This is a genomic window from Pelagibacterium lentulum (assembly GCF_003992625.1).
GTDB lineage: Bacteria > Pseudomonadota > Alphaproteobacteria > Rhizobiales > Devosiaceae > Pelagibacterium > Pelagibacterium lentulum.
This window is the reverse complement of record NZ_RZMW01000008.1, coordinates 81,984-107,090: the sequence shown is the minus strand read 5'-3', so window position 1 is coordinate 107,090 and position 25,107 is coordinate 81,984. Positions and strand designations below refer to the sequence as shown.

Genomic DNA, 25,107 nt, shown 5'->3' with positions numbered 1-25,107 from the left:
GTTTTGGCTATGCGACTTCGGCAACCTCTAGCCTTGCATCGCGATCTATACAAGGTCAGCACGATTGACTTTAGCAAACTGATCCGCTTTGCCTTCTTGAATTGGCGGCCATTTTGACTAATCTGTCACCAATACATTCTGATTGAACAGTTTTGAGGCAAAAGATTGTCGCAGTTTGCCTGCGGAATAAGCATTGGAAATATACGACTACCTAATCGAGCATTTCTCGCTCCCATGGCCGGGATCACAGACCGGGCGATGCGAGAATGCGCGACGCGCTTCGGCGCGGGTATGGTTGTGTCCGAAATGATTGCCAGTGCCGCCCTTGGCACGGGGCAGGCGGAAATGCTTCGCAAGACCCATAAAAGCGAAGGCCTGCCTCACGTAATACAATTGGCGGGCTGCGAAGCGCATTGGCTCGAGGTTGGGGCAAAAATCGCGCAGGATGCCGGTGCCGACATAATCGATATCAATCTTGGCTGCCCATCCAAGCGCGTAACGAACGGGTTTGCAGGCTCGGCGCTGATGCGTGTGCCCGATCAAGCTCTGCGGTTGATTGAGGCTACCGTCAAGGCAACCACGTTACCCGTTACCGTCAAAATGCGCCTCGGTTGGGATGATGACAACCTCAACGCCGCTGACATTGCTAGGCGAGCGGAAGAAGCGGGCGTTCAGATGATCACAGTTCACGGTCGCACACGGCAGCAGTTCTATAAGGGCGATGCGCGCTGGCAACTGGTCCGTCCGGTCAAGGATGCGGTCTCGGTTCCTTTGGTCGTCAATGGCGACATCACGAGTTTCGACGCGGCACAAAAGGCGCTTCAGCTCTCAGGAGCAGATGCGGTAATGATAGGGCGCGGCGCACAAGGGCAGCCGTGGCTCGTAGGGCAGATCGGAGCCCAGCTTGCGGGCGCGGCCGTTATTGAAGCGCCAAAGCGACAGGACCTGTTGAACCATATCTTCGCCCATTACGAAGCGATTTTGAGCGATTACGGCACCGAATTGGGCATTCGGGTCGCTCGCAAGCATCTGGGTTGGTATCTTGATGTGATCGGCCAGACCGATGCAGATCTACGCCGCCCCATAATGACGGCGGAAACCACTGATACCGTTTATCAACGCCTGCCAGAGCTTGTTCTGGAATCGTGGGGCAAGGCAGCATGACTACGGCTGTAAGAGAAATTGATCTTCATTTCGCAATCGTGCAATCCCTGCCGCAGCCCGTGCTGGTTTGTGCTGGTGACTACAGCATTGCATTTGCCAACTATGCGGCCGAAACCTTCTTTCAGGCTTCGTCAAGCATCCTGACCCGCCAGAAGCTTTCCGATTTCATCGCGTTCGGCTCCCCCATTCTCAGCCTTGTCGACAGTGTAACGGCGCGACAGGCGCCAATGATTGAGTACCGCGTTCATGTTGGAACGTCCCGCTCTCAAGAAGACCGCGTTGCGGACGTGTATGCCAGTCCGATCCCGGAACTGGATGGCTATGTCGCGTTGACGTTCCAGGAGCGCACGATGGCTGACAAGATCGACCGCCAAATGGTCTCCAGAGGCGCGGCGCGATCGGTAACTGGTCTTGCTGCGATGCTGGCGCACGAAATCAAAAATCCGCTGTCTGGTATTCGCGGCGCCTCACAGTTGCTGGAGCAGTCTGCCACGGGTGACGACCGCGCTCTGGCCCGCCTCATACGGGACGAAACCGACCGCATTGTCGATCTCGTCGATCGCATGGAAGTATTCGGCGACGAGCGCCCGGTCGAGCGCATGCCAATCAATGTTCACGTCATTCTTGAACGGGTTAAGCTCCTTGCCGCCAATGGCGTGGCAAAGAACATTACATTTTCCGAGGAATATGACCCGAGCCTGCCGCCGGTTCTTGGCGACCGTGACCAACTCATCCAGGTCGTGCTAAATCTGATCAAGAACGCTGCCGAAGCGCTTGAACGGACTGCAAATCCCGAAATACGGCTTTCCACCGCGTTCAGACCGGGTATCAGGATCAGCGTCAGCGGAGTATCGCAAAGGATTTCGCTACCGCTTGAAATCGTCATTGAAGACAATGGACCGGGTGTACCTGTTGATATCCTGCCTTTCCTGTTCGATCCGTTCGTGACGACAAAACTGACCGGCTCGGGGCTGGGCCTTGCCCTTGTCGCCAAGATCGTCGGCGACCATGGTGGTGTCATTGATTGCGACAGCCGGCCCGGCCGAACCCGCTTCCGTATCCTTCTTCCCGTGGCCTCTGGCCAGCAACATGTATCGAGCGAAATCGAAGAGTAGCCATGTCCGGACAAACAATCCTTCTTGCCGACGATGACGCAGCAATTCGCATGGTGCTCAATCAGGCTCTCTCACGCGCTGGCTATGAGGTTCGGCCTACCGGCAATATTTCGACCATGTGGAATTGGGTAACGCGTGGGGAAGGGGATCTGCTCATCACCGACGTTTCCATGCCGGATGGCAATGCTTTCGATGTGATGCCGAAAATCCGCAAGATGCGGCCCGAACTCCCCATAGTTGTAATGAGCGCGCAAAATACGTTCATGACGGCCATCCGAGCGTCCGAACTTGGCGCGTATGAATATCTGCCCAAGCCTTTCGACATCACCGAAGTACTAGCCGTTGTCGGTCGTGCACTCGCTGAGGCAAGTCGCCCACCGGAAACCAACCGGCGTGGCGAAGATGGCGGCGAAAACATGCCGTTGGTCGGCCGTTCATCGGCCATGCAGGACATTTACCGCGCCCTTGCCAGACTTATGCAAACCGACCTCACGGTCATGATTACTGGCGAGAGCGGAACCGGCAAAGAGCTTGTTGCCAAGGCGCTTCACAACTTCGGCAAACGCAAAAACGGCCCATTCGTTGCCATCAACATGGCGGCTATACCGCGCGATCTTATTGAGGCTGAACTCTTCGGTCACGAGAAAGGCGCGTTTACAGGGGCCACAGCACGCTCTTCAGGCCGCTTCGAGCAAGCAGAAGGTGGCACTCTGTTTCTGGACGAAATCGGTGACATGCCGATGGATGCTCAAACCAGGCTGCTTCGTGTCCTTCAGGAAGGCGAATATACAATGGTTGGCGGGCGGACCTCCATCAAGACCGATGTGCGCATCGTCGCGGCAACGCATCGCGACCTGAGCCAGTTGATCCGCCAGGGCCTCTTTCGCGAGGATCTTTATTACCGCCTTAATGTTGTGCCGCTGCGACTACCACCGCTTAGGGAGCGTATTGACGACGTACCTGATCTCGCAGCCAGTTTTCTCAAGACTGCTCAGCGGGAAGGCGAAGCACCAAAGGTGCTGTCAAGCGACGCGCTGCGGCTCATGCAACAATATCATTGGCCCGGAAATGTCCGAGAGTTGGAGAACCTCGTTCGGCGCCTTTCAGCGCTATATGTGGACGAGATCATCTCTGTCGAAATCGTTCAGAATGAACTCAATCTCACCGACAAGACGACCTTCTCGCCCCAAGCCGGCCCGGCCGATATCACTACGGTGATTGAAACCGAGCTGGCCCAATTGTTCCGGGAGCATGAGCCAAACCTGCCGCCGCCCGGCGTATATCAACGGGTGCTCGATAAGGTTGAGGTGCCTCTCATCTCGACGGTCCTGAACCTGTGCAGCGGCAACCAGATTAAGGCCGCCGAACTTCTGGGTCTGAATCGAAACACGCTGCGAAAGAAGATTCGCAATCACGGCATCGAAATTGTCAAGCAATCCCGTTTGGGATAGAGCAGGTACAGCCCCGGACAGGTTGCGGACGAAGATGCCGGCGAAAACCCGCAAAACCTGCCATTCGGCATCCGAACGGGCGTCACTGTCACATTTTGGCAACAATTGTCTTGAACCTAGCGATGAGATCGGTCAGACTCTACGGTAGGGTCACGACAAAAGGGGCTGCCACCCGGCAGGGTATATGACGCAAGCATCGACCAAAGCCCGGACATTGAGCCCGTCTGCGCAATCATCTGCCAGATCGCTGTTTCACAGCAACAAGATGATCCGTCAGGTGGGGTTTTTCATCGTCCTGCTTGCGGTGCTTGTCGCTTCCGGCTCGTTCCTGATCATGAGCGGTGCCACGCCGCTCGAGCCTGCACCAGAAATCTGGACACTGATCTGGGTCGCGAACGCGGTCCTCGTATTGCTCGTCATTGCGCTCGTATTGACCGAAATCGCCATGCTGGTGCAGGCGCGGATCAAAAAGCAGGCCGGTGCGCGCCTGCAGGTCCGCATCGTTGCCATGTTTGCTATCATTGCGGCAGGACCAGCATTCATTGTTGCGATTGTAGCGACAATTGCGCTGAATCAGGGACTGGACCAGTGGTTTTCCGAACGCACACGGTCGATGGTGGAAAGTTCTCGACTTGTGGCCCGGTCCTATATGCTTGAGCACGCACATGTTCTGCGTGATGACATTGTCTGGGTCGCCGGCGAACTCGAAGCCGCCCGTGAGACCTACCAGACCGACCAAACGCGCTATCAGCGCATTCTGACCGCGCTGGCGTCCACGCGCTCTTTGCCCTTTACGAGTATCGTAAACAGTCAGGGCGAGACGATTATGCGTGCTCAGATCAACGTTCAAATTCCAGCTCCACCCGTACCGCTTCCCGCGCTTGCCGCCGCTACCGTTGGCGCGCCCACCTTGATTGCGCCGGGGGCAGGCAACCTTGGCGCGGGAAATCTTGTTGGCGCCATTGTCCAGTTGCGCGGCTATTCCGACGCTTATCTGTTCGCGGCCAGGCCCGTTGACCCCGAGGTGCTCGAATATGTGCGCCTGACCGACGAAAACATCACTGAATATCGGCTCTATGATTCCAACAGGCTTGTGTTCCAGATCACCTTCACACTGATGTATGTGGGCGTAGCGTTTGTCTTTCTGCTTGCGGCTTTGTGGATCGGGATTGCGCTCGCCAACGGTTTGGTCGATCCAATACGAAATCTCATGATCGCCTCAAATCGGGTCTCCAGCGGAGACCTCGATGTACGCCTCCCGATTCCAGGGCGAGGCGGCGACATGCATGACCTGACCGTGCGCTTTAACAAGATGACGCAGCAATTGCGGAACCAGCGCGATGCGCTGGTCGCGGCCAGTCGCACCAACGACCAGCGTCGCCAATTCACCGAAGCGGTCGTGGAGGGGGTGTCGGCTGGTATCATTGGCTTGGATGCCTTCGGCGCCATTACGCTCGTAAACGCGAGGGCCTGCGAAGTGCTTGGCAAGGACGAACTCGACCTGATGAATGCGGACCTGGGAAAGGCCGTTCCTGAACTCGCTCCTATTATCGATCGGGCGCGTTCGGCCCGCCGGGGACGTGCGCAAGATCAAGTTCAGTTGGCAACAGGATTTGACCGTCGTACCTATCAGGTGCGCTTGACACGCGAAGGTACGATTACCGAGTCCAAAGGCTACGTAATCACTCTCGATGACATTACCGAACTTGTCGCCGCGCAGCGCAATAGTGCATGGGCCGACGTTGCACGTCGTATAGCCCATGAGATCAAGAATCCATTGACGCCCATCCAGCTTTCGGCAGAGCGTTTGCGCCGTCGCTACGCAAACAAGCTGGTCGACGACTTCGATGTCTTCGATAAATGTGTTTCTACGATTGTCCGGCAGGTAGGCGACATAGGCCGCATGGTGGACGAGTTTTCGTCCTTTGCGCGTATGCCCAGCGCTGCAATCGTACAGACAGATCTCTCCGATACAATCCGTCAGGCGGTGTTTCTTGAAAGCGTCCGCCAACCCGCGATCGAAGTCACTGCCGACTTGCCGGACGAAGCACTCTATGCGCATTTCGATGGCCGCCTGATATCGCAGGCGCTTACCAACCTGATCAAGAACGCCGTCGAAGCCATTGAATCCGTTGGCCTCGACCAGATCGAGAAGCCTGAAATCCGAATCCACGCGAGCCAGCACGGTGACGAAGCAATTATATCGGTAAGCGACAACGGCAAGGGATGGCCTGCCGAAAACCGGCATCAATTGCTCGAACCCTATATGACCACCCGCGAAAAAGGCACAGGGCTCGGCCTTGCTATTGTCGCAAAGATCATCGAGCAGCATGGCGGACGGATCGATCTGCGCGATTCCGAACCCGATATGCAGGGCAGGGTGGGTGCGTGTTTTGCCTTCACATTGCCGTTGCAAGAAAGTGGAACACACCTTCCCGAGACCGAAGCGCAAGCGGCGGAGAAACGGTCTCAAATAGGACAACAAGAGGAGACGTCGCCCGTTTCGGCGATGGCATTCAAGTAATGGCCCGTGACATACTTATCGTTGACGATGAAGAAGATATCCGCGAACTCATAGCCGGAATCCTTGAGGATGAAGGTTATGAAGCGCGGCAGGCCAGTGATGCCGACTCTGCACTTGAGGCCATCGCACAGCGCAGACCCAATCTGGTTTATCTCGACATCTGGATGCAAGGTTCACGCCTTGATGGACTGCAATTGCTCGACCTCTTGCAGACGGATCATCCCGACCTGCCCGTCGTCATGATTTCCGGTCACGGAAATGTCGAAACGGCGGTTTCGGCCATTCAGCGCGGCGCATACGACTATATCGAAAAGCCATTCAAGATAGATCGGTTGCTGCTCATCACGCAGCGGGCAATCGAGGCAAGCAAGCTGCGCACCGAAGTGGCTGATTTGAAGGAGCGCACCGGCGGTGACGAGTCCGAACTTGCAGGTGTTTCTTCTGCCATAAGCCAGGTGCGCTCGCTCATTGACAAGTCAGCGGGCACACGCTCGCGTGTCTTCATTTCAGGTAGTGCAGGGACCGGCAAGGGCCTTTGCGCACGCCTCCTGCATCTGAAAAGCCCGCGAGCAAACGGCCCGTTTATCGAAATCAACGCATCGCTTTACGCGCCCGAAGAAATCCCAGTTGTCCTTTTCGGTCGCGAAATACGCGATAAGAACGGCCTTAGAACCGAAGTCGGCGCGCTGGAGCGCGCGCATGGCGGCACACTGTATCTGTCCGAAGTCGCCGGTCTTCCAAGCGAGGCGCAAACGGCGCTCTTGCGTACACTCGTTGAGAACAAGTTCACGCGCGTCGGCGGCAATGGGGCCGTTCCTATTGATGTGCGGATCATTTCATCCAGTTCGCAAAACCTTGCGTCTCTTATCGAAGATGGCAAGTTCCGCTCTGACCTCTTCCATAGGTTGTCGGTCGTTCCGCTGCAGCTCACCTCGCTGCGTGAGCGGCGCGAGGACATTCCAGCTCTCGTGGGCCTTTTCGTCACCCAGATTTCACGCATGCATAACCTGCCGCGTTTCAGCTTTGGAGACGATGCAATTGCGGTTCTGCAAGGACAGGAATGGCCCGGAAACGCGCGCCAGTTACGCAATGCAATTGAACGGTTGCTGATACTTGTTCGCGACCAGAAGCCTGAAAACGGCGTCATTACAGCGTCCATGCTGCCATCCGATATTAGCGAAGTCCTGCCAACCATCGGGGACACAGATTCCTCAGCTCATCTGATGAGCCTGCCACTAAGAGAGGCCCGCGAGGTTTTTGAGCGGCAGTATCTGATCGCCCAGATCGAGCGTTTCGGTGGCAATATCTCAAAAACCGCAGAATTTGTCGGAATGGAACGTAGTGCCTTGCACCGCAAGATAAAATCTCTGGGGCTTTAGTGCATCCGCGCGCCGTGTTAACAGGGCAAATCTGACTTCAGAGGCTAAAGCGGATGCGTGTAATAATTTGCGGTGCCGGACAAGTGGGCTATGGCATTGCCGAGCGGCTCTCTTCCGAAGGCAACGAAATTACTGTGATCGACAACAATCCCACCCTCGTTCAGCGCGTCCGCGATACGTTGGATGCCAGGGGATTGCACGGTCACGGTTCGCATCCTGATGTTTTGGCGCAGGCCGGCGCGCGAGACGCCGACATGCTTATCGCGGTAACGCAGGTCGACGAGGTCAACATGACGGCCTGCCAGGTTGCACACTCGATTTTCGAAGTACCCACCAGAATCGCACGCATCCGCTCGCAGTCTTACCTCAACCCGGAATGGAGTGACCTGTTCACGCGCGATCACTTGCCGATCGATGTCATCATTTCGCCCGAGGTCGAAGTCGGCGATCTGATTCTGCAACGCATGGCTTATCCGGGCGCCAATGAAATCGTAACCTTTGAAGACAATCAGGTCGTCGTCCTGGAGATTGACGTGCGCGCCGATTGTGCCGTGATCGATACACCGCTGCGCCACCTCACAGATCTTTTTCCTAATCTGCAGGCAACTGTCGTCGGCGTCCGGCGTGACGGCGTGATGCGGGTTATCCATTCTCACGAACAAATGATTGCCGGCGATCAGGCCATCGTTGCCGTTGCGCGCGATCAGGTAAGCCGCGTACTCGGTCTGTTTGGTCGAGATGAAACGCCCCCGTCGCGGATTGTCATTGCCGGCGCAGGCAATGTAGGGCGCTATGTTGCCCGGCGCATTGAAGAGCAGGGACAAGGCGTCTCGGTCCGGATTATTGAATCCGAGCGCTCCAACGCCCAGCGCGCCGCTGAAGCCATGGACCATTCGATCGTTGTTTTCGGTGACGCGCTGCAGGAAGATATCCTTCGCGAGGTGGACATTCGCGACGCACATATGTTTCTCGGGCTCACCAATGATGACAAGACCAACATTCTCGCTTCGGTCATGGCCAGCGAAATGGGCTGTCGTGCCAACATCGCGCTGGTCAATCAGGGGCACTATCCGCGTGTCGCACGTCGGCTCGGTGTCGATGCTTTTATCAATCCGCGCTCGATTACTGTCTCGAAGGTCTTGCGCCATGTGCGCCGTGGACGCATACGCGGTGTCTATACGCTCGCTAACGGCGCCGCGGAACTGCTCGAAGCCGAGGCGCTGGAAACCTCGACATTGGTTGGACGCCCCTTACGCGAGTTTTCCATGCCGGACGGTGTGAGGATTGGTGCGATCATAAGGGGCAACAAAGCCATTATGCCAAGCGGTGACGCCATCGTGCAGGCCGGAGATTTCGTGATCGTGTTTGCGCTTGCAACCAATCTGCGCCAGGTCGAACAAATGTTCCGGGTCAGCATCGACTTCTTTTAACGAACCGACGAGCAAAGGCATCCTGCACAGTGCCCACAATCGGAATCCTTGCTTCTGGTGTCTTTGCGCTTTTTTCCTGCGTGATGATCTTGCCGGCAATCGCCGCCGCCTTGACCGGAAATGCGCGCGCGCTCGAAGCGATATTGCTGATCATGGTCGCTTACGGATTTCTCGCATCGATAACAATCATGGCGCTCAATTCAAAGCGCCGTCGCCTCAATCGCAGCGGTGTGTTTGTCTCGGCTATCGTTATCTGGCTGGCTCTCATTGCAGCCGCAACACCGATTTTCATGCTGGTTGAGCGCCAAAGCCTCGTTCACGCGATATTTGAAGCAACGTCTGCCTCAATCACTTTGGGAACCACGATCAGGCCGCTCGAAGAAATTTCCATCGCTATGGCGTTCTATCGGGGAACCGTCGCTTGGCTCGGCGGTTTGGCAACGCTTATGCTGGCAGTCTATGTCATCGGTCCTTATCAGGTGGGGGGCACGCCCAACAACAACCTCCGCCTTGTTCAGCACGCACGCACCGAGTCCCACCCAAGACTTTTTCTGACTTTGAAAGCGGTACTGCTGCCATATCTGGGATTGACGGCGCTTTGCGCCCTATTGCTGGCGCTGGCGCGCGTGCCGGCTTCCGATGCGGTCGTCGTTGCCATGAGTATGCTTTCTACCAATGGCTTTGTGCCCTATCAAAGCGGAGGCACGGTGCTTAACAATGTGGCCGCAGAAACCGTGATGATCGCATTTATGGTGATCGGCGCCACCTCAATTGTCTGGCATCGCATGCTTGTCGAGCGGCGCTGGTCGATAGCACGCGAACAAAGCGAAGGTATGCTGTTCGTTACTGCGGTTCTCGTGCTGGTTGCGTTTGGGGCACTGACCTCGCTGTTTCAACCTCATGTGCTACACAGCAATGTCCAGCATGCGTTTAACTTTGCTTTCGACACGATCGCGATTGCAACGACCACGGGCATTACACATGATCAACGCTTGGGAATAGGACTGCCGCTGGAGTTGATTCTGTTGATCTCCTTTGTGGGCGGCTGTTCCTATTCCACGGCGGGAGGCATCAAGGTGTTCAGGCTTGGCACGATGCTTCAGCACCTTGGCAACGAGTTGAACCGCCTGGTGTATCCCAATGCAATCCTGAAGGATGACGTGCAACACACCGATCAGGCACGGGAAATCGCCAAGGCGGTATGGAGCGCGTTCTTCCTGGCAATCCTGACTCTGACCATAGGCATCATCCTTTTTGCTGCCCAAGGATATGAGCTTGGGGCAGCAATGACACTCGCCAATGGCGCCTTTGCCCAGGTCGGTAGCCTTGTATTTGCCGCAGCGCCCGGTATGTCCGATGGCGCAGTTTCGGATTGGACCTTGATGACGATCGCAGCGCTGGGAACGATCGCCCGCATCGAAATTCTTGTATTCCTTGCCGCTTTCGCCGGAAAACGCTGGTAACGCCAGTAGGCATCAGCAAATACTTATGCCATAGTTACCATTGTGAACACGCAACAGCGTCAGAGTTTGAAGCGGGAACGACCAGTTTACCTGTATGTCGCAGGAGACGACCTTCTTCATCACAACCGACGCGAAAAGAGGCCGAACAATGCCCAGTGAAAAGGTGCAAAACCTGCAGGATTCCTTCCTTAATCACGTACGCAAGCAGAAAGTCCCCGTCACTATCTTTTTGGTGAATGGCGTAAAGTTGCAGGGTGTCATTACCTGGTTCGATAACTTCTGTCTGCTTCTGCGCCGCGATGCTCAGTCCCAACTGGTTTACAAGCATGCGATCTCCACGATCATGCCTGGCGCGCCGATCCAGCTTTTTGATCCCGAGAGCAATACGGATTGAGTCAAGACCACCCCGATGATGATGACGACCATGCACTCGGCGAGGGCAAGGGCTTCATCGATCTTGAAAAGAAGCGCACGCGAACCGGACTCGTTACCCCGGATGCGCGGCACCACAATTATGGCCGCACGGCAGATGCGCGGCACGAGGAATTCATTGGTCTTGCGGCGGCCATCGATCTTGAACTGATCTTCACCGAGATTCTGCGCGTTCGCGAAATCAAGCCCTCGACCTTTCTTGGTGGAGGGCAGGTCAGCCAATTGGCGGAATGGGCCAAGGCGCAAGATGTCGAATTGCTCGTTATCGATGCGGCGCTGTCGCCAATCCAGCAACGCAACCTCGAACGCGAAATCGGCGTCAAGGTGCTCGATCGCACGGCGCTGATTCTCGAAATTTTCGGAGAACGCGCGGCAACGCGGGAAGGCGTTCTGCAAGTCGAGTTGGCCCACCTTAGCTATCAGAAGGGCCGTCTGGTTCGATCATGGACGCACCTTGAACGCCAGCGTGGCGGCGGCGGTTTTCTCGGTGGTCCTGGTGAAACTCAGATTGAATCGGATCGACGCCAGATTCAGGATCGAATTCTCGTTCTCGAGCGGCGCCTGGAAAAAGTACGTCGCACCCGCCAGCTCCAACGCGGCCCTCGAGCGGCAATCCCATTTCCCGTGGTTGCACTTGTCGGTTACACAAACGCAGGCAAGTCCAGCCTTTTCAACGCAATGACCGGCTCGGAGGTCATGGCAAAGGACTTGTTGTTTGCAACACTCGATACCACGGTGCGTAAAGCAAAGCTGCCCCATGGTCGTGATATCATTCTTTCCGATACCGTGGGCTTCATCTCCGATCTGCCGACCGACCTGATTGCGGCTTTTCGCGGCACGCTGGAGGAGGTGACTGACGCGCGCGTCATTCTGCATGTGCGCGACGTCTCCAATCCCGATCACCCCGCGCAGGCCAAAGACGTGCTTTCAGTCCTCGCCGATCTGGGGGTCACTGGAGAAAACACCCCGATCATCGAAGTCTGGAATAAAATCGACAATCTTCCCGAAAATCCCGATGAAACGGGCAGGGGACTGGCAAGCGTGACGCCGGTTGGCAAGGTTGCGGCGAGTATTCCGGTCTCTGCGGTCACGGGACAGGGTCTTGCTGACCTTCTTGGCGTAATCGAGAAAACACTCGCGGCCGATGCGCGCCATTATAGCGTTCTCGTCTCCCATGATGCGGGCACCGATACCGGCTGGCTTTACGCAAATGCGGAAGTGGTCAGCCGTGATGAGCCCGATGAAGAGGGAACCCGCTATACTGTTCGGGTGCAACCCCGCCATCGGGCCGAGTTTCTGCAACGGTTTGCCGGACGGCTAACGGCTCTGGATTCCTGATTTGTCAGCCGTGCGTATTTCGTTCCAGTAGCCATCGAGACGCTCAAGCCCGGCTTCCGCGATGGCAATGCCATCCTCGCGGCAACGGGCCTCTACATGCTCAAACCGGCGCACGAACTTGGCGTTGGCTTCTCGCAAGGCTGCCTCGGGATCGATACCCGCATGGCGCGCAAGATTGGCAACGGAAAACAGCAGATCTCCGATTTCTTCTGTCATAGCGGCGATGTCGCCGCCATTCATCACCTCAGAGGTTTCATCGAGTTCTTCCTGACATTTGGCCAGAACCGAAGCCGTGTCGGGCCAATCGAACCCTACACGCGCCGCGCGCTTGGCGAGTTTTCCGGCCCGCGCCAGCGCCGGAAGGCCAACAGGTACATCGTCAAGCAGAGAAGGGGGCTTTTCACCGCCGCGCTTTTCGGCCTTTTTAGCACGCTCGGCCGCCTTGATATTTTCCCAGCGCTTTTCGGTGGAAACCGAATTGCCCGGATCATCATCGCCAAAGACGTGCGGATGGCGCCGGATCAGTTTTTCTGTGACCGAGAAAATCACGTCGCCAATATCGAATAACCCTTCTTCCTTGGCCATTTGCGCGTGATAAACGGGCTGCAGAATCAGATCTCCCAACTCGTCGCGCAAATCCTCATAGTCTTCCCGCTCGATCGCATCGGCCACCTCATAGGCTTCTTCGATCGTGTAATGCCGGATCGAGCGAAAATCCTGCTCAACATCCCAAGGGCATCCATTTTCCTTGTCGCGCAAGCGCGCCATGATTTCGAGAAGAACCGAGATATCGCGAGAGGGCTGCATGAAAAACCTGTGTGAGTCGGGAAGGGCATTGGCGCCCAGTTTAGCGCCGGGCATACGGGAATGACCAGAGAGCAATGGTGCCGCGGTGACATTAGAGTTTGGAGCAGACCTTGCGAACAAACTGAGAGCGGCACGCATAGCTTGCCCCGGTTCAAAGCCGAGGAGACAGACTTTTTTGCAACGGACCGGCCACACTTCCAACCATCAACCCGGATCCATTGTCAGGGTCGGTTTGTTGATCTTGCCGGAAATACGCCCTTTGATGTCGGGACAAGAGCAACGGCTTCGTCTTATATTTTGGCACGCGCTTAGGACGCCAGAAACACAAGGAAAAGGGTCATGTCATTTCAGGCATATCTGGATGCGGTTGAGAAGAAAACAGGACTAACGCCACGGCAACTGATTGAAGTCGCTAGAGAAAAAGGATTTAATAACGAGTCCGTGAAGGCCGGTGTAATTCTGGAGTGGCTGAAAAGCGATTACGGCCTTGGGCGCGGCCACGGCATGGCAATCGTGCATGTCATCAAGAACGGGGCAAAGATCGACGCAAAACACGTCGGCACCACCGGATCGCATCGTCACGAGACGGATACGCTCTGGCTCGACGGCATTGCGAGCAGGCCCGCATGATTACGATTACGACGCGCACCGAAAACCAGCTGTCACAATCCAGTACAGCGCGGTTTGACGGTATAGATCACGGCGCAGGCGTATCGATATTCTGGGTGAACGCAAAGCCCAATACAGGTCCTGGCTTGCATTGGCATCCCTATGCCGAAACCTGGGTAGTCATAAGCGGCGAAGCTCTGGTCCGCGCGGATGGCGACGAACTGCGCGTCGTTGCGGGGGACATCGTAACCGTTGGTCCCAGAACGATTCATGCTTTCAAGAACTGCGGAACCGATCGCCTCGAGATGGTGTGCATCCATGCCTCGCCGGAGATCATACAAGAGTTCGTGGATTAAGCCGCTCCCCTTGCCCAGGCCCCCTTATTCGGTCAACCCAGAAGTAATTACATGGGCTACCGACACACCGGTCGGAATACGGCAGTTCTTGTTCGCAGGCATCACCACAATGACGAGAGTATCCATATCGAAAGTCCTTTTTTTGACCGGGTAGGTTGCGACTGGAAATCTCTCTAAGTCCGGTCCAGCGCAGTCGGAGAAAAAGCAAAGTGAGAATGGCGGGGGGAGACAGCGCGAGCTCAGGCCATGGTTGACGACAAGGTGTCAAATTGGAGTTATAGTTGAAGCATACAGGTCGCGGTTGCGTTGCCGGACCGCATAATAGCTCCGGTATATCCCGCAGCCGACGGCCAGATCATGGCTCGCCAAGGAGGACCGGTTATGACGCAGATCAACGCCGCGGATCAGCACACACTCGATCTGCAAATCCGCGATATCTCAATATCCGACGTGAACGACGCCCTGCGTCACGGCTTTGAAGATTTCTGGGAACATCCCTCACATTACGCCTTTGCGGCGCTGATCTATCCGGTCGTGATGGTGGTGGTCGGGTTCTGGGTCTCCGGCCGCAACGTGCTTCCGCTGATCTATCCTCTGGCTTCGGGCTTCGCCCTATTAGGACCATTCGTAGCGCTAATCTTTTATGAAATCAGCCGAAGGCAGGAGTTGGGGCTCGATACCTCCTGGAAGCACGGATTTGGCGCGATACGTTCGCCTGCCTTTCCCGCCATCCTGGCTGTCGGTCTCCTGCTCTGCGCACTGTTCATCGCGTGGCTGGTTGCGGCGCAGTTGCTGTTTACCAGCCTGTTCGGATCACAAGCGCCGGAGTCATTCATGGCCCTGTTTTACGAGGTGTTCACGACCACACGCGGCTGGATGCTGATCATCTTCGGTAATTTGGTCGGCCTCCTGTTCGCGCTGGCCGTGCTGTCGATTTCTGTAGTTACCTTCCCGCTTCTGCTGGACCGAAACGTCAAGGCCGGCGTCGCGATCAGGACCTCGGTGAAGGCGACATCGATCAATACCGTACCGGTTCTTTTCTGGGGACTTTTGGTGGGCGTGCTTCTGGCACTTGGCATGGTGACGCTATTCGTCGGCCTGGTCATCGTGATGCCGGTGCTCGGTCACGCCACTTGGCACCTCTACCGCAAGATGATTGCGCCCCAACCTGGCAGGGAGGTGCGCAAGCGCCGTTCGAATCGATAAGCCCTCTCAGTAGCCAGCCGCGCCAATATCTCCCGCCAGAGCGTTTGCGTCCGCCTTGTCGAGGAACACGAGGCGCATCCACTCAGTGTAGCCGCCTTCAAATATCATCATGACGACAAAGACAAGGATCAGCACCGGCGGCACCAGCATGGCATAGGTCAGCGCCAATCGCTCCCACGCCATGTGCATAAAGACTGCCACAATCAGACCTGCCTTGAGCATCATCAACGTGACCACCAGGCTCCAGCGCAGAAGTCCCCGAAAGTCGATGATGTCGACCATGTAGGAGAAGATACTGAGGACGAACAGCCAGCCCCACACGACGAGATAGAGCTTTATGGGATGCTGTTGGTGGGTTTCAGTGTGTGTTTCGCTCTGATCCATCTTTCTCACCACAGGTAGAAGAAGGCGAAGATGAAGACCCAGACGAGATCAACGAAGTGCCAATAAAGGCCCATGATCTCCACGACCTCATAGCGTCCCTTGCGGGCGGTAAAGAAGCCCGGCCTCCCGTTGTCGAAATCACCGCGCCAGACCTTGCGTGCGACGATCAGAAGGAAAATGACCCCGATGGTGACGTGCGTGCCGTGAAAGCCGGTGATCATGAAGAAGCTGGCGCCGAACTGCTCCGCGCCGAACGGGTTGCCCCAGGGCCGGACGCCTTCCTGGATCAGCTTGGTCCACTCGAAAATCTGCATGCCGACAAAGGTTGCCCCGAACAGCGCGGTGACAAGCAGCATGAGCGTCGTCTTGGCCTTGTCGCGCCTATAGCCGAAGTTGACGGCCATGGCCATCGTGCCGCTCGAAGTGATGAGCACGAATGTCATGATGGCGATGAGTAGCAGCGGCACTTCCACACCAAAGACGTGCAACCCGAACACGTGGCTGGGGTCCGGCCAAGCGACCGGCGTCGAGATGCGGGTCGTCATGTAAGAGAGCAGGAAAATGCCGAAGACGAAGGTGTCGCTGACGAGGAAGATCCACATCATCGCCTTGCCCCATGAGGCCGTCTTGAACGAGCGCTGATCGGACGCCCAATCCGCGACGACTCCCTTAAGGCCGGGTTCGAGGGTCTGCACCGGCTTGTTCTCGTTCGCTGTTGCCTCGCTCATGTCAGTCCACTCCCCGACAAAATCTGCCCGCACAGCGCAAGAAACGCGCCAGCCCAGCCCGACAGCACCAGCAGAAGGACTACCCAGACGAAAAGCATGAACAGCCAATATGTGGCTGCCAGATCGACGCTTATGCGCACCAGGCCGGCTTGTTCTTTGCGCTCTTGCCACCCCAGATTGTCCTGATCGGCACGCCTGATATGGCCGAGCGTGCGGCCCAGCGCAAAGATCCCGCCAACGACGTGCAGCCCATGCGCCGCCGTCATGAGGTAGAAAAAGCTGCCCGCGGGGCCAGAGCTGATATCATATCCACTCTCGGTGAGGCTTGCCCACGCCACCAGCTGCCCGGTCACGAACAGCAGGGCGGCCCCGCTGCCGGCAATGACGCCGGTTCGCGCAACCGCGAGCGCGCCGCGTTGCGCTGCCGAACGAGCCCACTCCAGCGCAAGGCTGGCGGCCAACAGGGTCAGGGTGTTGGCCCAGACGATCCAGGGCAGGGGGAAGCCGCGCCAATCGCCCGCCTCCGCCCGGATGATGTAGGCGCTGATCAGCAGAGCGAACAGCGAACCGACAACGGCAAGGAATAGGCCAAGGCCAAGCTGGGCGGGGGAATGGCGCGACGGCCCCGGATCGGCCACCGTGCCGGCGTGATCCACCTGCAGCCAGGGCTTGACGGTCAAGCCCTGCCGGGACAACCACCAACCCGCTCCCAGCGCAAGCACAGTCAAGAAGATGAGGATGGCACTCATGACGGTGCCCCTTGGGTCGCGGCGGCCGGCTGGTTCTGTGGCACGAAGTCCTCGGGCGCGCCGGGCACGCTGTAGTCATAGGCCCAGCGATAGACGATCGGGAGTTCCTTGCCCCAGTTGCCGTGCTCCGGCGGCGTTTTGGGGGTCTGCCACTCGAGCGTCGTTGCGCGCCAAGGATTTCCACCGGCTTCCTTGCCGTTCTTCAGGCTCCAGACGACGTTGAAGATGAACACCATCTGCGCAAAGCCGACGACGAAGGCCGCAATCGACATGAAGGCGTTGAGCGTGATGGCCGAATCCGGAAGCACCATGATGTCCGAGGTTTCGAAATAACGCCGCGGCGCGCCCATCAATCCCACATAGTGCATGGGGAAGAAGATGAGATAGGCGCCCACGAACGTGACCCAGAAATGGAACTTGCCCAGTGCCTCACTGAGCATCCGGCCCGTCACCTTGGGATACCAGTGATAGATCGCGCCATAGATCACGAGGATCGGGGCGATGCCCATCACCATGTGGAAGTGCGCGACGACGAACATGGTGTCAGACAAGGGCACGTCGACCACCACATTGCCCAGGAACAGGCCCGACAATCCGCCATTGACGAAGGTTACGATGAAGCCCAGCGCGAACAGCATAGGTGTCGTGAAGTGGATGTCGGCGCGCCACAGCGTCAACACCCAGTTATAGACCTTGATGGCGGTCGGTACGGCGATGATGAGCGTGGTGGTGGCGAACCAGAACCCGAAATAGGGGTGCATGCCGCTGACATACATGTGGTGTGCCCAAACGACGAAGCTCAGCGCCCCGATGATCACGATGGCCCATACCATCATCCGATAGCCGAAGATGTTGCGTCGCGCATGGGTGCTGATGAGATCGGACACGATCCCGAAGGCGGGTAGGGCGACGATATAGACCTCCGGATGCCCGAAGAACCAGAACAGGTGTTGGAACAGGATCGGGCTGCCGCCGCCATAACTGAGCTGCTCGCCGAACTCGACCAGCGTCGGCATGAAGAAGCTGGTGCCCAGCAGCTTGTCGAACAGCATCATGACCGCTGCAACGAACAGCGCCGGAAAGGCCAGCAACGCCATGATGGTGGCGACGAATATGCCCCACACGGTCAAGGGCATGCGCATCAATGTCATGCCGCGCGTCCGGGCCTGCAGCACGGTGACGGTATAGTTCAGCCCGCCCATCGTGAACCCGATGATGAACAATATGAGCGACACCAGCATGAGGATGATGCCGCCCTCGTCGCCGGGTGTGCCCGATGTGATCGCTTGTGGCGGATAGAGCGTCCATCCCGCGCCGGTCGGCCCTCCGGGCACGAAAAAGCTGGCAACCAGTACCAGCACGGCGAGCAGATAGATCCAATAGCTGAGCATGTTGGCGTAGGGGAACACCATGTCCCTTGCACCCACCATCAGCGGGATGAGGTAATTGCCGAAGCCGCCCAAAAAGAGCGCGGTGAGCAGGTACACCACCATGATCATACCGTGCATGGTGATGAACTGGTAGTAGCGCTCGGCGTCGATGAAGGTAAATGTGTTGGGGAAGCCGAGCTGCAGCCGGATAAGCCAGGACAGGACCAGCGCCACAAAGCCGATGGCAAGCGCCGTCACCGCATACTGGATCGCTATGATCTTTGCGTCCTGAGAGAAGACATATTTGGTCCACCAGCTCTTGGGGTGGTAAAGTTCCATTTCCCCGAGCTCTGCGGGTGGCGCTGTGTTAGTCGCATCGTGGGGTATATTGGCCATCAAAGTCTCCTCATTGCCACGTGGGCTACACGCTGGATCGCAATCAGAATTCGGCGAATGTGCGCTGCAAAACCAACCAATCGTCGTATTCCTCCTGCGTCACGACGTGGACGATGCCGCGCATATACGAATGACCGACACCGCACAGTTCGGCGCACAGGATTTCGTAGGTCCCAACCTTGGTCGGCGTTGCCCAGAAATAGGTCGACGATCCGGGGATCATATCCATTTTCGCCCGGAACTCCGGGACATAGAAGTTATGCAACACATCGACCGAGCGCAGCGCGAACCGGATGGGGCGATCGACTGGCAGATAGAGATCGCTGCCGATGACAACCAGATCATCCTGCCCGGCCGGATCGTGCGGGCTGATCCCGAGCGGATTGTCGAACGTGACGAACCGGTTGTCGGCCGCGCCGAGCCGCCCATCCTCTCCGGGCAGCCTGTAGTTCCACAGCCATTGCTGGCCGATGACTTCAACCTCCATGGCGTCATCGGGAACCGATATGAACTGCGCCCATACGAACAGTCCCGGCGCCAGCATGGCGATCACGCCGCCCGTGGTCAGGCTGATCAGCCACACCTCCAGACGCCTGTTCTCGGGCTCGTAGGTGGCTTTGTTCCCCTCCTTGTGCCGAAAACGGTACAGGCAATAGGCCATGAACAAGACAACTGCGGCAAAGACTGCGCCGGTTATCGCGAAGGTGAGAACGGTCGTGTCGTCGATATAGCCCCAGTTCGATGCCAGCGGCGGAAACCACCAGGGACTGAGAAAATGAAAAACAATCGAGCCGACAACAACCAGCACCATCATCAGTGCAACTAACATCGTGCCCTAACCTCTCTTCCGGAGTGGGCATGGCGCGCCAGGATCAGACCATTAAGGTGAACCCTAGCCGGCTTTGGCAGCCGTCGTGTGGCGATGTGGTCGTCTGCATGGCCACGCTCCGCGCATCACCCCTCCCGGTGACCTTACATGCTTGGAACCGACTCTACGCAACTCGCTAATCGGCGCCGATGGTCGGGCGCCGTCCATAATGTTGAATAGTCCCATTGACTTGGCCAGATGTCAATAAACCCGGCCCTCTTAGATACTTGGCATATCCGGCTACCCCTGCGGCCTTCAGTCCTCGGAGACCGGGTTGCCTTCGCCATCGAACTGCGCAAGGAACGCGACAACATCGGCCCGGTCTTGCTCGCTCGAAAGCCCCGGGAACACCATCCTGGTGCCGGGCAGGAACTGCCGCGGGTTCTCGAGATAGGCCATCAGCGTCTCGGCATCCCAGACGATGCCGGACTCTTTGTTGGCATTCGAGTAGTTGAAGCCGGGATTGGTTCCGGCCTCCTGGCCGATAATCCCGTTGAGATGAGGACCAGATGGCCTGTCCCGGGCGCCGGGGCCGACGGCATGGCAGGCCATGCACCGCCTGAACACCGCTTCGCCGCTCGCCGGATCGCCTACCATATCCTGGGCTATTGTATAGCCGGGTGCCAGCAACAGCAGGGAAAGTCCGGCGACACCAAGTCTTTTCTTCCAGTCCACTCGCATGTTGTCCTCCCTTGTGCGGGCGACATACCGTCGAGACCGGCCTGTCGGCCCTCGCTACGCAGGATAGCCGAGAACACACATTTTGCCAAAGCTGAACTTGAAGGCGCTTCGGATTGAACCGTCATGACATTCTGGTTCGCTCAGAGGGACCAAGCGCAAGAGCCGCAAACGGTATTCGGCGGAGGAGAAGATCAGGATCGTCGTTACCGGCTTGTCAAGCGAGGAGAGTATTGCTGCGCTGTGCCGTCGTGAGGGTATTGGCGAGAGCCTGAGCTATTCTTGGCCGAAGGAATTTCTGAAGGCTGGACCGCTTGCACTCAACTGAGCGAAAGTCTTGGTCAAAATATTCTCCAGAAAAGCAGCCCGGACGGGCGCGGGCAGGGGGAGTGCAACTCCAATTCACGCGCACCGCTGTGAATTGCAGGTTCCGATCTCATTGTAGTCGTTCACGCTTCCCTTCCAGACCGACCGTTCGAGCCCTCAGCGGACAGTGCCATCACTGGGTAGGCGAGCGATCACTTGCGATCACGTTCACGGGTGTCTAGAACAAGTTGATTGGTGTTTAAAATGCTTTTTGCGGCCGCTAGTTGAAGGAACTGAGATGTTTGACGGATTGCTGCCCTGGTTGCCTGGCTTTGCGGCGGCCTATGCGATCCAGGCTATCGGGGTCGCTTCACCTGGTCCCGGAGTCGCGATGCTGCTGGGGTTGGCGCTGTCACAGGGACGGGCGCCTGCGCTCGCCGCCTCGTTGGGCATCGCAGTCGGGGCGGCTTGCCTTGCGCTTGCCACCACTCAGGGATTGGGCTTATTGATGGAGCAAGTGGCCTGGCTATCGACCGTGATCCGCGTCGTCGGAGCGTGCTACTTGATGTGGCTGGCGATCAATGCTTGGCAAAGAGCGTTGACCCCACCCGTCATAGGGATCGCACCGGCGGTTGGCGCAGGAGGGTTTGCGCGATCCTTCGGGATTGGGCTCGCCATGCAGTTGACCAACCCCAAGGCCATCGTCTTCTGGTTGGCCGTCGCCGCCGTCGGGGCCACCCAGAACGCGCCGACGGCCGTGGTCGCTCTCTTCGTGGCTGGCGCCTTCTCTATATCGCTGTTAGGCCACGGGACCTATGCTGTGCTCCTGTCGTCGCGCCCTTTCCGGTTGGCCTATGATCGGGCACGGCGGTGGATCGAGGCTGGCGTCGGCGGCTGCCTGACCTGGTTTGCCATTCGACTTGCGACCGAGAGGAACTGAGATCATTTCCGTCAGTCAGCCTCTGGGTTGTTAGAACGGCCAAACGAGCCTCCTGATCGAAGGGCGAGGGCTAGGACTGTACAATGACTGCCGACACCGCGACCGGCTGCTTATCTATAACTTGCTCAACTGTCTCGATACCAAATAGCCGCCATATCAGTAATTCGCATAATATATATTATGGAACTTTTTGAGATGTAGGAATGCAATCGTTCTGGCGAAAACGCCGGTCGGCAAGCCAAAATCAGCCGCGCACCACGATCTCCATGCCATCAAATCCCGGCTCTACCGATTGTGGTGTTTCGGCGTTGAGCACATTGTAATCGAGATCCACGTGCAGGTTCGTCAGAACCGCCCGTCCAGGTCTATAGCGCTCGATCAGAGCCAGTGATTGCTCCAGATTGAGATGGCTGGGATGCGGTTTGTAGCGCAGCGCATCGAGCACCCAGGTCTTGAGCCCACTGACTGCCGCAGCCGACTGCTCTGGAATGTCCGAAAGATCGCAGGAATAGACGAAATCGCAAACCCGGAAGCCGAGCGAGGTAATGTTGCCATGGACTTGCTCAAAGGCCGTGATCTCGATAGCGCCGCCAGCGCCTTCGATAAGTGTGGTCTCACCAGCAGCAATGGAATTGGCATTGAGGATCGGCGGATACGGGCTGTCTTCAGGCGCCGAGAAGCAGTAACCGAAGGCCTGACGCAGCCGCCGCTCGGTATCGAGACTCATATAGACATCGACGCGACGGCGTGAATTGAGCGCCAGAACGCGCAGATCGTCGATCCCATGCGTATGGTCGGCATGCTCATGCGTGTAGAAAACCGCATCGATCTCGCTAACCTCGGCATCGAGTAGCTGTTCACGTAAATCGCAGCCGGTATCGATCAGAATCTGTGTCTTGCCCGGCATATCGGCACAGGTTCCCGTAATCAGCAGCGAACAACGTCGCCGGCGATTTTTCGGATTTGCAGGATCGCACGCGCCCCAGTCGCCACCGACACGCGGCACGCCGCCCGACGAGCCGCAGCCCAGTATCCGCGCGACAATGCGTGTGGAAGGCGCCGCGCGGTCCATCAGTCCATCCGGGCTTTTGAGAACAACCGGAAGAAATTTTCGGTCGATTGCCCGGCTATGCGCTCGAAACTTTCTCCGCGCAATTCCGCCAGCTTTTCAGCCGTATGCCGGACGAAACCCGGCTCGTTGGTTTTGCCGCGAAACGGCACCGGCGCCAGATATGGTGCGTCGGTTTCCACCAGAAACCTGTCGGCTGGCACAAATTGTGCAACCTCCTGAATTTCAACCGCATTCCTGAAGGTCACAATGCCGGAAAAGGAAACATAGCCGCCAAGCTCAAGCCCGCGTCTGGCCAAGGCCACACCGGAGGAAAAACAATGCAGAACAAAGGGAAAGGCCCCCTGCTCTGCTTCTTCTTCCAGTATTGCGATCATGTCGTCGTCGGCTGCACGCGCGTGGATCACCAAAGGCAAACCAGTCTCTCGCGCTGCCGCGATGTGCTTGCGGAAGCCTTGCGCCTGCGCCGCGCGTGGCGATGAGTCATAATGATAATCGAGACCGGCTTCACCAATAGCAACGCATTTTGGATGTTGAGATAATTTGATTATTTCTTCGGCACTTATATCAAGTTCCTCATGCGCGTTATGAGGGTGCGTGCCGACCGAGCACCAGACATTTTCATGGACCTGAGCGATGGCGGAAATGGCATCAAAGCGACGGATGCGCGTGGAAATCGTAACGCAGCCGACAACCTGATTGGCGCGCGCACGCGCCAACAGGCCTTCGAGATCGGCCGAAAGCACATCGAAATCGAGGTGGCAGTGGCTGTCGATCAGCATTATGAAGCGGCCTCGCCATCCTTTTCGACATAGCGCGGGAAAACGCCTTGCGGCGCGGGCAGATCGACGCCAGAAACCAACCGGTTATCCGATCCCAGATGCGCAAAATCACGCTTATCCGCGTCCAATCCGAGTAGATCGAGCAGTTTTCCGCAGGAGTCCGGCATTACCGGCTGGGCAAGAATGGCGATCTGGCGCACAACCTCTATCGTAACGTAAAGCACCGTTTGCATACGCTCGACATCGCTCTTGCGCAGCGCCCAAGGCTCCTGCGCCGCAAAATAGCGGTTGGCATCGGCGACCACCTGCCAGACGGCGCCAAGCATGGCGTGGATCGCCTGTTCGTCCATGGCCGCGCGCGACTGAGCAAGCAGCGCATCGGCAGCCTTGAGGATAGCGTCGTCATCGGCAGAAAACGCGCCCGGCACCGGTACCTTGCCTTCGCAATGCTTGGCCACCATGGACAAGGAACGCTGCGCCAGATTGCCCAGATCGTTTGCAAGATCGGCATTGATCCGATTGACGATTGCCTCGTGATTATACGAACCATCCTGCCCGAACGAGACTTCGCGCAGGAAGTAATAGCGCATTGCGTCAAGACCGTAGCGCTCGACCAGATCGAACGGATCGACGACATTGCCGACGGACTTGGACATTTTCTCCCCGCGATTGAACAGGAAGCCATGCGCAAAGACGCGTTTAGGCAGTTCGATACCGGCGCTCATCAGGAAGGCCGGCCAATAAACCGCATGAAAGCGCACGATATCCTTGCCAATCATGTGAATGTCGGCAGGCCAGTATTTCCAGCGGCTGTCGGCCTCGTCCGGATAGCCGATTGCCGTGAGGTAATTGGTCAGCGCATCGACCCAGACATACATGATGTGCTTGGCATCATTGGGAACCTTTACGCCCCAATCGAAGGTCGTGCGCGAAATAGAAAGATCTCTAAGCCCGGATTTGACAAAGCTCATAACCTCGTTTCGGCGCTCGCCTGGGGCGATGAAACCGGGATTGGCCTCGTAATGGGCAAGAAGTTTGTCCTGGTAAGCCGAGAGCTTGAAGAAATAGCTTTCTTCCTCAACCCACTCAACCGGCGAACCGAGCGGCTCGCGGCGCACGCCATCTTCGCCGACGGTCGTTTCCTTCTCATCGAAAAAGGCCTCCTGACGAACCGAATACCAACCCGAATAGGAATCGAGATAGATATCGCCGCGATCGGCCATTTTGTTCCAGATCGCTTGTGAGGCATCGTGATGGCGCGGCTCGGTCGTTCGGATATAATCGTCGAACGAGATATTAAGGACAGACCATAAATCCTTGAAAACCTGCGAGTTCTTCGTCGCGAGATCGAGCGGATTCATGCCCTCTTTCTCCGCCGTCTGCTGCATCTTCTGGCCGTGCTCGTCTGTGCCGGTCAGAAAGAAAACATCCTTGCCATCCAGCCGGTGAAATCGCGCAATGACGTCCGAGGCCATCGCGGTATAGGCGTGACCGATGTGAGGAACACCATTGGGGTAAAAGATCGGCGTGGAAATATAAAATGTAGAGCGACTCATCAGCGGA

The 25,107-nt window shown here is 57.2% G+C and carries 23 protein-coding genes and 1 pseudogene; 14 read left to right on the top strand and 10 right to left on the bottom strand.

What is annotated here, in order from left to right:
* The first annotated feature begins 165 nt into the window (after positions 1–165).
* From dusB to hflX, 9 genes are all read left to right on the top strand, one after another.
* Entirely contained in the window at positions 166–1,164 is a 999-nt protein-coding gene (dusB, locus tag EO133_RS02260; protein WP_127071047.1) for a tRNA dihydrouridine synthase DusB, read from the top strand.
* Positions 1,161–2,279 (top strand): two-component system sensor histidine kinase NtrB, encoded by a 1,119-nt coding sequence (locus EO133_RS02255; RefSeq protein WP_127071046.1) that lies wholly within the window; start codon positions 1,161–1,163, stop codon positions 2,277–2,279. Before dusB ends, EO133_RS02255 begins: the two co-directional genes overlap by 4 nt.
* 2 nt (positions 2,280–2,281) lie before the next feature.
* Positions 2,282–3,730: a nitrogen regulation protein NR(I) gene (ntrC, locus tag EO133_RS02250; protein ID WP_127071045.1), complete on the top strand. Its 1,449-nt coding sequence runs from the start codon at positions 2,282–2,284 to the stop codon at positions 3,728–3,730.
* Positions 3,731–3,914: 184 nt separating this feature from the next.
* Positions 3,915–6,254 (top strand): sensor histidine kinase NtrY-like, encoded by a 2,340-nt coding sequence (locus EO133_RS02245; RefSeq protein WP_127071044.1) that lies wholly within the window; start codon positions 3,915–3,917, stop codon positions 6,252–6,254.
* Positions 6,254–7,633 carry a nitrogen assimilation response regulator NtrX gene (gene ntrX, locus EO133_RS02240; protein WP_127071043.1) on the top strand — a complete coding sequence of 460 codons (1,380 nt, stop codon included), beginning with the start codon at positions 6,254–6,256 and terminating at the stop codon, positions 7,631–7,633. The genes EO133_RS02245 and ntrX overlap by 1 nt, the downstream gene beginning before the upstream one ends.
* Before the next feature lie 53 nt (positions 7,634–7,686).
* The gene (gene trkA / locus EO133_RS02235) at positions 7,687–9,063 is read left to right on the top strand and encodes a Trk system potassium transporter TrkA (RefSeq protein ID WP_127071042.1); all 1,377 of its coding nucleotides are present in this window, start codon (positions 7,687–7,689) and stop codon (positions 9,061–9,063) included.
* A 29-nt stretch (positions 9,064–9,092) separates the two neighbouring features.
* Positions 9,093–10,526, top strand: a complete 1,434-nt coding sequence (locus EO133_RS02230; protein ID WP_127071041.1) for a potassium transporter TrkG — start codon at positions 9,093–9,095, stop codon at positions 10,524–10,526.
* A 148-nt stretch (positions 10,527–10,674) separates the two neighbouring features.
* Positions 10,675–10,920, top strand: a complete 246-nt coding sequence (hfq, locus tag EO133_RS02225; RefSeq protein WP_127071040.1) for an RNA chaperone Hfq — start codon at positions 10,675–10,677, stop codon at positions 10,918–10,920.
* Positions 10,917–12,296: a GTPase HflX gene (gene hflX / locus EO133_RS02220; protein WP_127071039.1), complete on the top strand. Its 1,380-nt coding sequence runs from the start codon at positions 10,917–10,919 to the stop codon at positions 12,294–12,296. The genes hfq and hflX overlap by 4 nt, the downstream gene beginning before the upstream one ends.
* Here the strand turns inward: hflX and mazG are convergent.
* Positions 12,276–13,157, bottom strand: coding sequence for a nucleoside triphosphate pyrophosphohydrolase (gene mazG, locus EO133_RS02215; protein ID WP_308788787.1), 882 nt, complete (start codon positions 13,155–13,157; stop codon positions 12,276–12,278). The genes hflX and mazG overlap by 21 nt on opposite strands.
* A gap of 285 nt (positions 13,158–13,442) precedes the next feature.
* On the opposite strand from mazG, the gene EO133_RS02210 reads away from it, so the two are divergent.
* The 3 genes from EO133_RS02210 to EO133_RS02200 all read left to right on the top strand — a co-directional run bounded on the left by EO133_RS02210 (position 13,443) and on the right by EO133_RS02200 (position 15,274).
* A complete protein-coding gene (locus EO133_RS02210) occupies positions 13,443–13,733 on the top strand; it encodes a DUF4287 domain-containing protein (protein WP_127071038.1) in 291 nt (96 codons plus the stop codon).
* Positions 13,730–14,068, top strand: coding sequence for a cupin domain-containing protein (locus EO133_RS02205; RefSeq protein WP_127071037.1), 339 nt, complete (start codon positions 13,730–13,732; stop codon positions 14,066–14,068). The genes EO133_RS02210 and EO133_RS02205 overlap by 4 nt, the downstream gene beginning before the upstream one ends.
* A gap of 381 nt (positions 14,069–14,449) precedes the next feature.
* Positions 14,450–15,274 (top strand): DUF2189 domain-containing protein, encoded by an 825-nt coding sequence (locus EO133_RS02200; RefSeq protein ID WP_127071036.1) that lies wholly within the window; start codon positions 14,450–14,452, stop codon positions 15,272–15,274.
* A 6-nt stretch (positions 15,275–15,280) separates the two neighbouring features.
* Here the strand turns inward: EO133_RS02200 and EO133_RS02195 are convergent, their stop codons facing one another.
* The 6 genes from EO133_RS02195 to EO133_RS02170 form a co-directional block, all read right to left on the bottom strand.
* On the bottom strand, positions 15,281–15,658 hold the full coding sequence (locus EO133_RS02195) for a cytochrome C oxidase subunit IV family protein (protein WP_127071035.1): 378 nt from the start codon (positions 15,656–15,658) through the stop codon (positions 15,281–15,283).
* A gap of 5 nt (positions 15,659–15,663) precedes the next feature.
* Positions 15,664–16,386, bottom strand: a complete 723-nt coding sequence (locus EO133_RS02190) for a heme-copper oxidase subunit III family protein (RefSeq protein ID WP_127071034.1) — start codon at positions 16,384–16,386, stop codon at positions 15,664–15,666.
* The gene (locus EO133_RS02185) at positions 16,383–17,135 is read right to left on the bottom strand and encodes a cytochrome c oxidase subunit 3 (RefSeq protein ID WP_127071033.1); all 753 of its coding nucleotides are present in this window, start codon (positions 17,133–17,135) and stop codon (positions 16,383–16,385) included. The genes EO133_RS02190 and EO133_RS02185 overlap by 4 nt, the downstream gene beginning before the upstream one ends.
* Complete coding sequence (locus EO133_RS02180; protein WP_127071032.1) at positions 17,132–18,901, bottom strand: cytochrome c oxidase subunit I; 1,770 nt, start codon at positions 18,899–18,901, stop codon at positions 17,132–17,134. Before EO133_RS02180 ends, EO133_RS02185 begins: the two co-directional genes overlap by 4 nt.
* 43 nt (positions 18,902–18,944) lie before the next feature.
* Positions 18,945–19,730 carry a cytochrome c oxidase subunit II gene (coxB, locus tag EO133_RS02175; RefSeq protein WP_127071031.1) on the bottom strand — a complete coding sequence of 262 codons (786 nt, stop codon included), beginning with the start codon at positions 19,728–19,730 and terminating at the stop codon, positions 18,945–18,947.
* Positions 19,731–20,024: 294 nt separating this feature from the next.
* A complete protein-coding gene (locus EO133_RS02170; protein WP_127071030.1) occupies positions 20,025–20,450 on the bottom strand; it encodes a c-type cytochrome in 426 nt (141 codons plus the stop codon).
* A 169-nt stretch (positions 20,451–20,619) separates the two neighbouring features.
* On the opposite strand from EO133_RS02170, the pseudogene EO133_RS20780 reads away from it, so the two are divergent.
* A pseudogene (locus EO133_RS20780) lies at positions 20,620–20,757 on the top strand (transposase); the annotation flags it as partial.
* A 294-nt stretch (positions 20,758–21,051) separates the two neighbouring features.
* On the top strand, positions 21,052–21,693 hold the full coding sequence (locus tag EO133_RS02160) for a LysE family translocator (protein ID WP_206513451.1): 642 nt from the start codon (positions 21,052–21,054) through the stop codon (positions 21,691–21,693).
* Positions 21,694–21,937: 244 nt separating this feature from the next.
* On the opposite strand, the gene EO133_RS02155 is transcribed toward EO133_RS02160, so the two are convergent.
* The 3 genes from EO133_RS02155 to metG are packed head-to-tail and all read right to left on the bottom strand — an operon-like array spanning position 21,938 to position 25,100.
* On the bottom strand, positions 21,938–22,765 hold the full coding sequence (locus EO133_RS02155; protein ID WP_127071029.1) for an MBL fold metallo-hydrolase: 828 nt from the start codon (positions 22,763–22,765) through the stop codon (positions 21,938–21,940).
* Entirely contained in the window at positions 22,765–23,544 is a 780-nt protein-coding gene (locus EO133_RS02150) for a TatD family hydrolase (protein WP_127071028.1), read from the bottom strand. The genes EO133_RS02155 and EO133_RS02150 overlap by 1 nt, the downstream gene beginning before the upstream one ends.
* Positions 23,544–25,100: a methionine--tRNA ligase gene (gene metG, locus EO133_RS02145; protein WP_127071027.1), complete on the bottom strand. Its 1,557-nt coding sequence runs from the start codon at positions 25,098–25,100 to the stop codon at positions 23,544–23,546. The genes EO133_RS02150 and metG overlap by 1 nt, the downstream gene beginning before the upstream one ends.
* Between the last annotated feature and the right edge of the window lie 7 nt (positions 25,101–25,107).